The organism is Streptomyces sp. SX-6 (genome assembly GCF_059089585.1).
In genome coordinates this window covers 49,161-61,078 of sequence record NZ_JBTHHU010000042.1, presented here as the reverse complement: position 1 = coordinate 61,078, position 11,918 = coordinate 49,161, and the positions used below count along the sequence as shown (strand labels likewise).

At 72.8% G+C, this 11,918-nt stretch carries 12 protein-coding genes; 7 read left to right on the top strand and 5 right to left on the bottom strand.

Annotated features, from left to right (window positions below; all coding sequences use genetic code 11):
* Nucleotides 1-175: 175 nt before the first annotated feature.
* Nucleotides 176-1,930 (bottom strand): NAD+ synthase, encoded by a 1,755-nt coding sequence (locus ACV530_RS32785; RefSeq protein WP_494336332.1) that lies wholly within the window; start codon nucleotides 1,928-1,930, stop codon nucleotides 176-178.
* A 124-nt stretch (nucleotides 1,931-2,054) separates the two neighbouring features.
* Here ACV530_RS32785 and gadC point away from each other — a divergent pair, with 124 nt between their 5' ends.
* The 5 genes from gadC to ACV530_RS32760 all read left to right on the top strand — a co-directional run bounded on the left by gadC (nucleotide 2,055) and on the right by ACV530_RS32760 (nucleotide 6,987).
* Nucleotides 2,055-3,563, top strand: coding sequence for a glutamate/gamma-aminobutyrate antiporter GadC (gene gadC / locus ACV530_RS32780; protein WP_494336331.1), 1,509 nt, complete (start codon nucleotides 2,055-2,057; stop codon nucleotides 3,561-3,563).
* A gap of 28 nt (nucleotides 3,564-3,591) precedes the next feature.
* Nucleotides 3,592-4,464, top strand: a complete 873-nt coding sequence (locus ACV530_RS32775; RefSeq protein ID WP_494336330.1) for an alpha/beta fold hydrolase — start codon at nucleotides 3,592-3,594, stop codon at nucleotides 4,462-4,464.
* Nucleotides 4,465-4,540: 76 nt separating this feature from the next.
* Nucleotides 4,541-5,317: a MerR family transcriptional regulator gene (locus ACV530_RS32770; protein ID WP_494336329.1), complete on the top strand. Its 777-nt coding sequence runs from the start codon at nucleotides 4,541-4,543 to the stop codon at nucleotides 5,315-5,317.
* Entirely contained in the window at nucleotides 5,314-6,543 is a 1,230-nt protein-coding gene (locus ACV530_RS32765) for a glycosyltransferase (protein ID WP_494336328.1), read from the top strand. The genes ACV530_RS32770 and ACV530_RS32765 overlap by 4 nt, the downstream gene beginning before the upstream one ends.
* A gap of 84 nt (nucleotides 6,544-6,627) precedes the next feature.
* Nucleotides 6,628-6,987, top strand: a complete 360-nt coding sequence (locus tag ACV530_RS32760) for a peptidoglycan-binding domain-containing protein (protein WP_494336327.1) — start codon at nucleotides 6,628-6,630, stop codon at nucleotides 6,985-6,987.
* Nucleotides 6,988-7,053: 66 nt separating this feature from the next.
* Here ACV530_RS32760 and ACV530_RS32755 read toward each other — a convergent pair whose 3' ends face one another.
* Together ACV530_RS32755 and ACV530_RS32750 are read right to left on the bottom strand one after the other, a co-directional pair.
* Nucleotides 7,054-7,494 (bottom strand): DUF6196 family protein, encoded by a 441-nt coding sequence (locus ACV530_RS32755; protein WP_494336326.1) that lies wholly within the window; start codon nucleotides 7,492-7,494, stop codon nucleotides 7,054-7,056.
* A 4-nt stretch (nucleotides 7,495-7,498) separates the two neighbouring features.
* Nucleotides 7,499-8,773 carry an MFS transporter gene (locus tag ACV530_RS32750; protein ID WP_494336325.1) on the bottom strand — a complete coding sequence of 425 codons (1,275 nt, stop codon included), beginning with the start codon at nucleotides 8,771-8,773 and terminating at the stop codon, nucleotides 7,499-7,501.
* Between the two features lie 55 nt (nucleotides 8,774-8,828).
* Here ACV530_RS32750 and ACV530_RS32745 point away from each other — a divergent pair, with 55 nt between their 5' ends.
* Nucleotides 8,829-9,827 (top strand): winged helix-turn-helix domain-containing protein, encoded by a 999-nt coding sequence (locus ACV530_RS32745; RefSeq protein WP_494336324.1) that lies wholly within the window; start codon nucleotides 8,829-8,831, stop codon nucleotides 9,825-9,827.
* Here ACV530_RS32745 and ACV530_RS32740 read toward each other — a convergent pair.
* Nucleotides 9,822-10,694, bottom strand: a complete 873-nt coding sequence (locus ACV530_RS32740; protein WP_494336323.1) for an aldo/keto reductase — start codon at nucleotides 10,692-10,694, stop codon at nucleotides 9,822-9,824. The two genes, ACV530_RS32745 and ACV530_RS32740, sit on opposite strands and share 6 nt — an antisense overlap.
* Nucleotides 10,695-10,754: 60 nt before the next feature.
* Here ACV530_RS32740 and ACV530_RS32735 point away from each other — a divergent pair, with 60 nt between their 5' ends.
* The gene (locus ACV530_RS32735; RefSeq protein WP_494336322.1) at nucleotides 10,755-11,102 is read left to right on the top strand and encodes a MerR family transcriptional regulator; all 348 of its coding nucleotides are present in this window, start codon (nucleotides 10,755-10,757) and stop codon (nucleotides 11,100-11,102) included.
* On the opposite strand, the gene ACV530_RS32730 is transcribed toward ACV530_RS32735, so the two are convergent.
* Nucleotides 11,103-11,912: an AraC family transcriptional regulator gene (locus tag ACV530_RS32730; RefSeq protein ID WP_494336321.1), complete on the bottom strand. Its 810-nt coding sequence runs from the start codon at nucleotides 11,910-11,912 to the stop codon at nucleotides 11,103-11,105. It abuts the gene before it with no gap.
* Nucleotides 11,913-11,918: the final 6 nt, after the last annotated feature.

Below are 11,918 nucleotides of genomic sequence, written 5' to 3'. Positions count from 1 at the left end.
CGCCCCCGGACCCCCTTGTCGCGGCTCCGCCGCTCGGCCTCAAGCGCCGGCCGGGCTACAAGTCAGCCCGTCCGGCGCTTGAGGACAACCGCGCGAAGCGCGGTTCCGGGGGTCCGGGGGTGGAGCCCCCGGAGGAAACGGTGAAAGGGCGGGACCGGGGCACCCTTCCCTGGGGTCACCCCGTCTCGCGCCACCGCGAGGTGATCGGCAAGCGCCGGTCCTTGCCGAAGACCTTCGGCGAGATCTTCGTACCCGGCGGGTACTGGCGCCGCTTGTACTCGGCGGTGTCGACCATCCGCAGCACCCGCGTGACCAGGTCCGCGTCATAGCCCGCGGCGACGATCGCGTCGCGCCCCTGGTCGCGGTCGACGTACAGCTCCAGGATCCGGTCGAGGACGTCGTAGTCCGGCAGCGAATCCGTGTCCATCTGCCCCGGCCGCAACTCCGCGCTCGGCGGCTTGCTGATGGAGTTCTCCGGGATCGGCGGCGTCTCGCCGCGCTCCCGCGCCGACCGGTTGCGCCACTTCGCGAGGCGGAAGATGCCGGTCTTGTAGACGTCCTTGATCGGCCCGTACGCACCCACCGAGTCGCCGTACAGCGTCGAATAGCCGCACGCCAGCTCGGACTTGTTGCCCGGCGCCAGCACGATGTGACCCTCCTGGTTGGAGACGGCCATCAGCATCGTGCCCCGCAGCCGCGACTGGAGGTTCTCCTCGGCGAGCCCGGTCAGCCCGAGCGACCCCATGTACGCGTCGAACATGGGCGCGATCGGCACCGTGCGAAGACCGAGCCCCGTGCGCCGCGCCAGCTCCTCCGCATCGGCGAGCGAGTGCTCGGAGGAGTAGCGCGAGGGCATGGCCACGCCGTACACGTTCCCGGCACCGACCGCGTCGCAGGCGATCGCCGCGACGAGCGCGGAGTCGATCCCGCCGGAGAGCCCGATGAGCACGCTCCGGAAGCCGTTCTTCCGGACGTACGCCCGCAGACCCGTCACCAGCGCCCCGTAGACCTCCGCGTCGTCGTCGAGGTGGGCGGCGACGCTGCCCGGGAAGCGCGGTTCAGGCGCGGGCAAGGGCTCGGCGGAGACCGTCACGTGGTCGATGCGCAGGCCGTCGTCCACGACACCGGACGGCGGCTTGGCGGGAGCGGCCGGCAGATCGAGGTCGATCAGAAGGCACTGCTCCTCGAACTGCGCGGCCCGCGCGAGGACTTGACCGTCGCGGTCGACGACGATCGAGTCCCCGTCGAAGACGAGCTCGTCCTGGCCGCCGGTCGAGGCGAGGTACGCGGTCGTGCAGCCCGCCTCCTGGGCCCGCTTGCGGACGAGCTCCAGCCGGGTGTCGTCCTTCGCGCGCTCGTACGGCGAGGCGTTGACCGACAGCAGCAGCCCGGCCCCCGCGCTCCGCGCGGCCGGTACGCGCCCGCCCTCCTGCCAGAGGTCCTCGCAGATGGCGAGGGCGACGTCCACGCCGTGCACCCGGACCACCGGCAGTGTGTCCCCGGGCACGAAGTAGCGGAACTCGTCGAACACCCCGTAGTTCGGCAGGTGGTGCTTGGCGAACGTCAGCACCGCCCGGCCCCGGTGCAGCACGGCGGCGGCGTTGAGCGGCGAGCCCGCGGGACGGCCCAGCCGCGGCTGGGCCTCCTCGCTGCGGTCGAGGTAGCCGACGACCACCGGCACCTCACCCAGGCCCTCGGCCCGCAGCCGCTCGGCGAGCGCGTGCAGCGCGGCGCGGCTGGCCTCGACGAAGGAGGAGCGCAGCGCCAGATCCTCGACCGGGTAGCCGGTCAGCACCATCTCGGGGAACGCCACCAGATGCGCGCCCTGCCCGGCACTGTGCCGGGTCCACCGGACGACCGCCTCCGCGTTCCCCGCGATGTCGCCGACGCAGGGGTCGATCTGGTTCATGGCGAGACGAAGGTGAGCCACGTCCTCAGGGTAACCGTCAGTCTGACGCGATAGCGGGTCGACAGCGGATGTGCGCGAAAACGTTCGCAGGCCTCATGATGGGGCGAAACGATCGAACGCTTGGCCAAAGGACGCTCCTCCCTTCATGACCCTCCAGCAACAGGAACAGGTCCGGGACGAACGTCCCCTCACCACGGGAACCACGGGAACCACGGGAACGGGGCAGGCCGCGCCCCCGCCCCCGCAGCAGTTCATCTCCTGGGCGGCCCTCGCCCTGATGACCACCGCCTCGGTGGCCAACCTGCGCCCCGCCCCCTCGATGGCCCTCTACGGCCTCGCCGCCGTCTTCCTCTACCTCCTGCCCGCGGTCGTCTTCCTGCTCCCGACCGCCCTGGTCTCCGCCGAGCTCGCCTCCGGCTGGCCCGGCGGCGTCTACCGCTGGGTCAGCGAAGGGCTCTCCAAGCCGCTGGGCTTCCTGGCCGTCTGGTGCCAGTTCGCGATGACGATCGCCTACTACCCGAGCCTGCTGGCCTATGTGGCGAGCACCTTCGCGTACGTCGTCAACCCCTCGCTCGCGGACAACGGCGTCTACGTCGCCATCGTCATCGTCGTCGTCTACTGGGCGGGCGTGCTGATCTCCACGCGCGGCACCAAGGCCGTGGCCGGGCTCGCCGGCGCGGGCCTGGTGATCGGCACCCTGCTCCCCGGCCTCGTCCTGGTCGTCCTCGGCCTGGTCTTCCTCGGCCAGGGCAACCCCTCCGCCGCGCCCATGGACACCGGCCACGTCCTGCCGCCCTGGACCGGCACCGCCGGCCTGGTGCTGATCGTCGGCAACTTCCTGTCCTACGCGGGCATGGAGATGAACGGCGTGCACGTCTCCGCGCTGCGCGACCCCGGCCGGCAGTTCCCGCGCGCGGTCTTCACCGCCACCGGGCTCGTCCTGCTGATCTTCATCCTGCCCGCGCTGGCCATCAGCTGGGTCATGCCCGGCGAGGACCTCAGCCTGACCGCCGGCGTGATGCAGGCCTTCCAGGGCTTCTTCGACCACTTCCACGTCGGCTGGCTGACCAAGGTCGTCGGCGTCCTGCTGGTCGCCGCCGCGCTCGGCGGCATGCTCACCTGGATGGCCGGGCCGTCCAAGGGACTGCTGATGGTCGCCCGGCAGGAGGGCTATCTGCCGCCCGTCCTGCAGAAGCTCAACAAGAACGGCGTCCAGCGCAACATCATGGTCGCCCAGGGCGTCCTGACCACCCTGATCGCCCTGCTCTACGCGTTCATCCCCAACGTCTCCAGCGCGTACTGGATCTTCTCCGTCATCACCACCCAGATCTACCTGGTCGTCTACCTGCTGATGTTCGCCGCCGTCGTACGGCTGCGCCGCACCCGGCCCGACCAGCCGCGCGGCTTCCGCGTCCCGGCCGTGCGCCTCGTCGCGGGCGTCGGCTTCGTCGCCTCGGTCGCGGCCATGTGCATCGGCTTCGTCCCGCCCGGGCAGTTCGGCGGCCAGCCGCTGTGGAGCTATCTGCTGATCGTCGGCGGCGGTCTGCTGACCATAGGCTTCCTCGCGCCGCTCGCCTTCCTGAAGCTCCGCAAACCGCACTGGGCCACGGCCACCGTCACCGCGCCGGATCAGGAAACCGCCAAGGTCGACTAGCTTTGCCGTGAACGAAGGGGGAAGCCGCATGAGCTCCGACCACCGCCCGCCCGGCCGCATGCTGCGTGTCGGCGGAGTGCCCTTGCACGTGCTGTGCGAGGGCTCGGGGCCCGTGTGCGTGCTGAGCGCGGGCCTCGGCATGGGCTGGTTCGACTGGGAGCACGTCGTCCCCCTCCTCACGCCGCACCGGACCGTCGTCCGCTTCGACCGGCCCGGCCTCGGCTTCAGCGCCCCCGCCGCCGAGCCGCCCACCCTCGCCGGCGAGGCGCACCGCATCGCCGGCGTCCTCGACGCGCTGGGCCTGCCCGGCCCCGCCACGGTCGTCGGCCACTCGCTCGCCGGCTTCCACGCCGAGGCCTTCGCCCGGCTCCGCCCCGGCCGCACCGCCGGGGTCGTCCTCGTCGACAGCAGCATCGAGGAGAACGCCCGCCCCCTCCCCGCCCGCGAGCTGCGCACCGCCGCCGCCCGCGCCCGCAGCGCGGCCTACGCCACCGCCGGGCTGCCCCGCGCCCTGGGCCCCGCCCTGCGCCGCCTCACCGTGCGCGTCGCCTCCGTCAAACGGCGCGACCCCGCGTCCGCCGAACTGGTCCGCCGCACCTACGGCACCGGCCGCGTGGCCCGCGCCGTCCTCATGGAGAACGCCCGCTACCGCGACGTCGCCGCCGAACTCGAGCAACTGCGCGCCGAGCACCCCCTGCCGCCCGTCCCGGTCACCGTGCTCGCCGCCTCCTCCGGCAGCGGCTCCTGGCTCGAACGCCGCTGGCTCCAGCGCCAGCGCGCCCTCGCCGAGTTCCTCGACGGCCGCTTCGAGGCCATCGCCCCGGCCGGTCACCTGCTGATGTACGACCGCCCGCAGGCCGTCGCGGCGGCGGTACTGGCGACCTCGCCCCGCCGACGCTGACTCGACCCTCCCCTGACTTGACCCTCCCCCGACGTCAGGCTCCATCGTGGCCGGTGAACGGAAAGGGATCATCACCATGAGCCACACCGTCGGGCAGGTCTCCGGCTTCACCGGAGTCACCGTACGCACGCTCCACCACTACGACAGAACGGGGCTGCTCTCCCCGAGCGAGCGCAGCCCCGCCGGCTACCGGCTCTACGGCGACGCCGACCTCGCCCGGCTCCAGCAGATCCTCTTCTACCGCGAACTGGGCTTCTCCCTCGACGAGATCGCCGCCATTCTCGACGACCCCCACGCCAGCGCCCTCGACCAGCTGCGCGCCCGGCACAAGCGGCTCAGCGAACAGATCGCCAAGCTGCAACGGCTCGTCGAAGTCGCCGAGCACGCCATCGAGATGGAGAGGACCGGCGTCGCGCTCACCCCGCAGGAACGCTTCGAGGTCTTCGGCGAGATCACCTTCGACCTGACCTACGCCACCGATGCCGGGCTGAAGTGGCGTGACAGCGAGGCACACCAGCAGTCCCTGTCCAGCGCCGCCGCCCACACCAAGGAGGACTGGCAGCGGCTCATGGCCGAAGCGGCGGCCTGGCGCGCCGACGTCCTCGCCGCCTTCGACGCCGGTGAACCGGCCGACGGCGAACGGGCCATGGACCTCGCCGAGCAGCACCGGCAGCACATCAGCCGCTGGTTCACCCCCTGCCCCTTCGACACGCACCTGCGCATCGCCGACGACTTCGCCGACGACCCGCGCGCCTTCGCCCTCCTCGTCCCGCCGTCCGAGCAGCGCCCCGGCCTCGCCGCGTATCTCCGTACGGCCGTCCACGCCAACGCGTCCCGGGGGAGTGCCCGATGAGGATCCTGATCACCGCCGCGGGCTCGCGCGGCGACGTCGCCCCGTACACCGGCCTCGGCGCCCGCCTCGTCGCGGAGGGCCACCACGTCGCCCTCGCCACGCACGACCACTTCGCGCCGCTGGTCTCCGCGGCCGGACTGGACTTCCGCCCGCTCCCGGCCGACCCGCGCGGCCGGGGTACGGCCACCGACAAGCGCGAACTGATGCGTACGGCCGCGGCGTTCGTCCGCGAACTCGCCCTGGGGTTCGCGGAGGCGGTTGCTCCCGATACCGACCTCATGCTCCTCTCCACCACCACGGCCCCGCTCGGCTGGCACCTCACCGAAGCCACCGGCATCCCGGGCCTCGGCGCGTACCTCGTCCCGTCCGCCCCGACCGGCGACTTCGCGCCGGTCGTCGGCGGCACGCGCTCGCTGGGCCGCTGGGGCAACCGCACCGTCGGGCGCTTCGCGGCCCGCATGGTCGACCGCATCTACGCCGACGCGGTACGCGACCTACGGGCGCACCTCGGCCTGCCGCCCGCCGCGCCGGGTACGGTCCGCCGCCGCGTGGAGGCGGGCGACTGGCCGGTCCTGCACGGCTTCAGCGCCGCCCTGCTGCCCAGGCCCGCCGACTGGCGCCCGGGGCTCACCGTCGTCGGCAACTGGTGGCCCCACGACGCCGACGAGCAACTCCCGCCGCAAGTCGAGGACTTCCTCACCGCCGGTCCGCCGCCCGTACTCATCGGCTTCGGCAGCATGGCCCCCGGCGACAGCGAGCGCCTGAGCGAGCTCGCGGTGGATGCGCTGCGCCGCGCCGGGCTGCGCGGAATCCTCCAGTCCGGCGCGGCGGGGCTCGCCGCGGATGCCGACGGCATCCTCACCGTCGGCGACCTGCCGCACTCCCTGCTCTTCCCCCGCCTCGCGGCCGTGGTGCACCACGCGGGCGCGGGTACGACAGCCGCCGCCCTGCGCGCGGGAGTTCCGTCGGTCCCCGTGCCGGTCACGGCGGACCAGCCGTTCTGGGCCCACCGCCTCGCCACCCTCGGCGCGGCCACGGCGCCCGTCCCCTTCGTGGACCTGACGGCCGAGCGCCTCGCGGACGCACTCAAGCGCGCGGTGGAGGAGCCGTCGTACGCGCACGCCGCCGGCGCGGTGGCCCGGGCGATGGCGGCGGAGGACAGCGCGGGGCGGGTGGCGGAGGCGGTGGAGCGGCTCGGCGTCCCAGCGCGTCGTCATGCGGGGTGAGCAACGGCCGAGGCCAGGCGGTGGGACGTCCCAGAGTCTCCCTGCGGCAGGCGGTGCCCGGCGGGGGTGGGACACCATGACGGCATGACAGCGAAGAGAGCAATCGGAGTGGGAATCGGGGCCGTACTGCTGGGAGTCGGCTCCCTCGCCGCGACCCAGGCGCAGGCCCAGGTGGCGCAGCCGCACTACTCGTGCAACTACAGCGACGACATGCCGACCATCGGCCTCGGCTCCTCCGGCCCGGCGGTCAAGCAGGCCCAGTGCGAGCTCAACAGCGTGCTCGACCGCCACGTCGTCGCCGACGGCAGCTTCGGCAAGAACACGAAGAGCGCGACCCGCGCGTTCCAGCAGTGCGCCGGCCTGGCGGACGACGGTGCCATCGGCCACGCGACGTGGCCGGAGCTGAACTACTGGTACAACGAGGCGATCGACTGCCACAAGTGAGTCGCGTACGGGTTTCCTTGCGCGCGGGGGCCTATGGCGTAAGGAAACCCGTACCCGACCGGCTGCCTACGGTCGCAGGCCGTCGATCGCCTTGACCGCGTCGCCGAGCAGGTCCGCCGGGCAGCCCCAGTGGTCGTAGATGCCGCCGCGGTCGCGGTTGCTGCCGCAGATGACGAACACGCCTGTGCCGAGCGTGCGCTTGAGGTGGGTGGCGAGCCAGCCGACGAAGCCGCTGTTGTCGAGGCCGGGAGGGAAGTGGAAGGAGAAGACGCCGAACCGCTCGACGTCCGCCGCCGTCGTCGCGTCGTCCGGGACGGGGACGAGCGCGCTCCAGGAGTCGGCGTCCCGCACCACGGCAAGTGTGTCCGGGGACAGGGACGGCGGCCGGGACGCCGGGGTCTCGTGGAAGTACCAGGTGCCGTCCTGGACGACCATCTCGGCGGCGGCGAGGACATGGCGGAGCCGTGCCTCGGTCTGCTCGGGCGTTTCTCTGCTGACATCGACCATGGGGTCACCTTAGGGCTGTGGTGCTCAAGTTGACGTCTGAGGTGATCTGTTGCTGCTGTGGCAGCTCGCGGCGCGTACGGACCGGCGACAGCAGGATCGGCAGAACCGACAGCGCCAGGCAGCAGCCGCCCGTCCACAGGGCCGTGCGCATGCCCGCGAGTTCGCCGATCGCACCCGCGACGGCGGAGCCCACCGCGAGGGCGCCGGTGAGCATGAAGCGGAAGGTGGCGTTCATGCGGCCGAGGAGGGGGTCGGGGGTCAGGCGCTGGCGCAGCGTGACGCCGAGGACGTTGCTGACGCCCGTACGGAACGTGGCGAGCAGCCACCCCGCTCCGGAGGCCCAGATCCAGAAGCCATGGCCGGCGAGGGGGACGAGCAGGCCGGCCGGCGCGAACCACAGGCCGCAGGAACCCAGCGCGCGGCCGTGGCCCAGGAGGCGGGCGAGCGGGGCGGCGAGACGCGCGCCCAGGAACATGCCGACGCCGCCCGCGGCCCAGTAGAGGCCCAGCGCGCTTGCGGGCAGGCCGAGTTCGCGGGTGAAGAGGACGGGGAGCAGCGTGTTGATGATCTGCGAACCGAAGTTGGAGAGGGAGGTGGCGAGCACGAGGGCGCGCAGTTCCGCGTTGCCCAGGACGTGGCGCAGGCCCTCGGCGATCTGCGCGCCCATACGGTCGTCCGGCCGAGGCTGTACGGGACGACCCGTGCCGCGGACCGCCGTGAGGCCGAGCGCGGACGCGAGGTAGAGGGCGCCGGTGGCGGCCACGGCGACCGGTGCCGTGAGGAGCTGGACGAGGCCGCCGCCCGCGCCCCGCCCCGCGACGCTTCCGGCGGCCTGGAGCGTGACGACGGCGGAGTTGGCCCGTACCAGCCCGTCGCGCCCGACCAGTTGGGGCAGGATGCTCTGCGAGCCGACGTCGAAGAACACCGTGGCGCAGCCGTTCAGCAGGGTGACGGCGTACAACTGCTCCAGCGTGAGGGTGTCAAGGGCCCAGGCCACCGGTACCGAGGCGAACAGGATCGCGCGGGCCAGGTCCGCGGCGACCAGCATCCGGTTCTGCCGCATCCGGTCGACCCAGGCCCCGGCGGGCAGGCCGATGAGGAGGAAGGCGGCGGTGCTCAGGGTGGCCAGCAGGCCGACCTGGCCGGGGCTCGCGTCGAGGGTGGTCACCGCGATGAGGGGGACGGCGACATAGCCGGTGTTGGTGGCCAGCTGGCTGAGCGCCGATGCGGCGAAGAGTCTGCGGAAGTCGGTTGTCCGCCAGGGGTTTTCGGTGGGCATGACGGGTACGGTGCCGGGCTCCCGGCGCCCGGCCCAATGATTTAGCCTGGGCTGAATGGTGGCCCATGAGGAGCTCAAAGGCGGCACGCTGGAGGTCGAGTTCTCGGCCGAGGACGTGGCCCGCACGCGGTTCGCGGTCTCCCCGCTGTGGGAGGTGATCGCGAGCGTACGGGTGCTCAAGGGCGCGGACGAGAACGGCCTGCACCGGCGGTGGGCCGATGACGTACGGCCGCGGATCGCGGCGGCGAAGCTGGACCTGTCGCCGCTGTCGCGCCTGCTCCCCGCACCCGGCGGCGTCCCCGGCTTCCTGGTGCCGCCGCCCACCACCCCGCAGGCGTCGCTCGAGGTGGAGCTGGCAGTGCTGAGCGCGACGCCGCCCGAGCTGCTGACCACGACAACGCCGGGCGCGCGGGCCGGTGTTGAGGCGCTGCGGGAGGAGGGGGCGGGCGGTCTGGAGCGGCTGACGGAGGTGATCGCCGCGTACTGGGAGGTGGCGCTGGCTCCGTACTGGCCGCGGCTCCTCGCCCTGTTCGAGGGGGACATCCTGCACCGGGCCCGGCGCCTCGCGGACGGCGGCGCCCGGCGGCTCTTCGACGACCTCGGCCCCCGACTCGCCTGGGACGCGGGCACGGTGCGCATGGTCAGCCGCTGCACCCGCGGGGTGCGGAGGCTGGACGGCAGGGGGCTGCTGCTGGTGCCGTCCGCGTTCGTGTGGCCGCGGGTCTTCTCGACGTTCGCGAGCGACAAGTGGCAGCCCACCCTCCGCTATCCGCCGCGCGGCATCGGCACGTTGTGGGAGCGGCGTCCCCAGCCGTGCTCCGACGCCCTGGCCGGCGTGCTGGGCCGGGGCAGGGCCCTGCTGCTGGCCGAACTGGCCGCCCCCGCCTCCACCACGGAGCTGTCCCGCCGCACCGGCCTCACCCCGGGCGGCGTCTCCCAGCACCTGACGGCACTGCGCGCGGCGGGCCTGGTGAGCGCGCACCGTACGGGGCGGGTGGTGCTGTACGCGCGGACGAGCGTGGCGGAGGCGCTGGTGGGCGGCGGGGGCTCATGACCGTATCGCGGACAGGGCGGCGAACTGCTCGCCGGTGAGCCGGATATCGAGCGCCGCCGCATTCTCCGCGAGGTGCGGGACCGAGGCCGTGCCCGGGATGGGGATCACGGTGGGGGAGCGGTGCAGCAGCCAGGCCAGGGCCGTCTGGGACGGGGTCGCGCCGATCTCCCGCGCGACGGCGGCGAGCGCACTGTCGGGCCCGGCCGCGTGGTTGCCCAGCGAGACGGGGAAGTAGGGGATGAAAGCGATGCCGTGCTCGGCGGTGAAGTCGACGACGGCCTCGCTCGTGCGGTCGCCGAGGTTGTAGAGGTTCTGCACGCTGCGGATCGGGGCGATGGCGGAGGCCTCGCGGATCTGCTCGACGGTGACCTCGGACAGCCCGATGTGCCGGACCTTGCCCTCGTCCTGCAACTGCTTGAGCGCACCGATCTGGTCGGCCAGCGGGTACTCGGGGTCGATGCGGTGCAGCTGGAGCAGGTCGATGCGCTCGGTACGCAGCCGGCGCAGGCTCAACTCGGCCTGCTGGCGCAGGTAGGCGGGGTGGCCGAGGGGCACCCACTCCGTGGGCGACGGGCGGGTGTTGCCCACCTTGGTGGCGACGGTGACGGAGCCCTCGTACGGGTGCAGGGCCTCGGCGAGGAGCTCCCCCCCGCCGCCGAGGGAGTAGGCGTCGGCGGTGTCGAAGAAGTCGATGCCGAGCTCGACCGCGCGCCGCAGCAGGGCGATCAGCTCGCTGTGTTCGTCGGCGACCCGCCAGATGGTGCCGGACATGCCGCGCCGGTCCTCGGGAGCGCCGGTGAGCCGCATGGCTCCGTAGCCGATGCGGCGCACGGGGAGGTCGCCGCCGATGGGGAAAATGGTCTGCATGGCGGCAACGCTAGAAGCTCACATGGGTGTGAGCTTCAAGGGCATGTGAGGGGGATCACGATGAGGATCGGCGAGCTGGCGGAGGCCACGGGGGTCAGCGTGCGACTGCTGCGCTACTACGAGGAGCAGGAGTTGCTGGCCTCCACGCGGACGCCGGGAGGCCACCGTTCGTACGCGGCGGACGCGCCGCTGACCGTCCGCCGCATCCGCATGCTGCTGGAGGCCGGACTGCCCACGCGGGTCATCCGCGAGGTGCTGCCGTGCATCGAGGGCGACGGCATGGAGGTCCACCCCTGCGTGAGCGGTCAACTGCGCGACCAGCTGCGGGGGATGGACGAGCGCATCGCCGGGCTCCAGGACAGCCGCAGCTCGCTCGCCGCGATCCTCGCCGCGACGGACGCAGCGTAGTCAGCGCCCTGTGCGGGCGTACCGCCCCGGCGCGATGCCGACGACGCGCTTGAAATGCCGTGTCAGGTGCGCCTGGTCGTAGAAGCCGGTGTCCGCCGCGACCGTGTGCGGCGGCAGGCCCTCGAGCAGCAGGTGGCGGGCGCGGTCGACGCGGCGGGTGGTGAGGTAGCGGTGCGGTGGGATGCCGAACTCGGCGCTGAAGGCCCGTACGAGATGAGCGGGGTGCGCATGCAGGAGGCCGGCGGCCTCCTGGAGGGGCAGGCCCTCGGCGATGCGCTCGTCGAGCAGCTCGCGCAGGCGGTGCGCGAGCCGGCCGCGGTCACGGCGCGGCAGCGCGGGCAGGCCGCGCCGGTCCAGGTGCCGGACGAGCCGGTCGCAGACCAGGGCGAGCCGGCTCTCGGCCTCCAACTCCTCGCCGCGGTACGCCAGTACGGTGTGCAGCTGGTGCACGCGACGGCGCAGGAGCGGGTCGTCCAGTACGGATCCGTCGACCGCCGCACCGGTGTGCCGTTCGCTCAGCAGGTCCGTGTCCAGGTAGAGCACGCGCTTGCGGAAGCCGTGCGGCGTCGCCGGACAGCCGTTGTGCGGGACATGTGGGGGAAGGAGGCACACCGCGCTGGTGGGAACGCCGTGTTCGTGGCGGTCGAGGTCGTAGCGGATCGCGCCGTCGTCCACGATGAGCAGCGTCCACGTGTTGTGGGCGTGCATGGGGTAGGCGTGGTCCGTGAAGCGGGCGTGGAAGACCTCGGTGACGCCCGTCAGGGCCGGCCGCCATGCCGTGACCTCGGGCCGGGCGGCGTCGGCGGGCATGCAAAG

Excerpts from the sequence above, each read along its gene's own strand:
- ACV530_RS32745 (WP_494336324.1), top strand. The coding sequence starts at position 8,829 with ATGGTGGCCCATGAGGAGCTCAAAGGCGGCACGCTGGAGGTCGAGTTC.
- ACV530_RS32740 (WP_494336323.1), bottom strand. The coding sequence starts at position 10,694 with ATGCAGACCATTTTCCCCATCGGCGGCGACCTCCCCGTGCGCCGCATC.
- ACV530_RS32775 (WP_494336330.1), top strand. The coding sequence starts at position 3,592 with ATGAGCTCCGACCACCGCCCGCCCGGCCGCATGCTGCGTGTCGGCGGA.
- ACV530_RS32765 (WP_494336328.1), top strand. The coding sequence starts at position 5,314 with ATGAGGATCCTGATCACCGCCGCGGGCTCGCGCGGCGACGTCGCCCCG.
- ACV530_RS32770 (WP_494336329.1), top strand. The coding sequence starts at position 4,541 with ATGAGCCACACCGTCGGGCAGGTCTCCGGCTTCACCGGAGTCACCGTA.
- ACV530_RS32730 (WP_494336321.1), bottom strand. The coding sequence starts at position 11,912 with ATGCCCGCCGACGCCGCCCGGCCCGAGGTCACGGCATGGCGGCCGGCC.
- gadC (WP_494336331.1), top strand. The coding sequence starts at position 2,055 with ATGACCCTCCAGCAACAGGAACAGGTCCGGGACGAACGTCCCCTCACC.
- ACV530_RS32760 (WP_494336327.1), top strand. The coding sequence starts at position 6,628 with ATGACAGCGAAGAGAGCAATCGGAGTGGGAATCGGGGCCGTACTGCTG.
- ACV530_RS32755 (WP_494336326.1), bottom strand. The coding sequence starts at position 7,494 with ATGGTCGATGTCAGCAGAGAAACGCCCGAGCAGACCGAGGCACGGCTC.
- ACV530_RS32750 (WP_494336325.1), bottom strand. The coding sequence starts at position 8,773 with ATGCCCACCGAAAACCCCTGGCGGACAACCGACTTCCGCAGACTCTTC.
- ACV530_RS32735 (WP_494336322.1), top strand. The coding sequence starts at position 10,755 with ATGAGGATCGGCGAGCTGGCGGAGGCCACGGGGGTCAGCGTGCGACTG.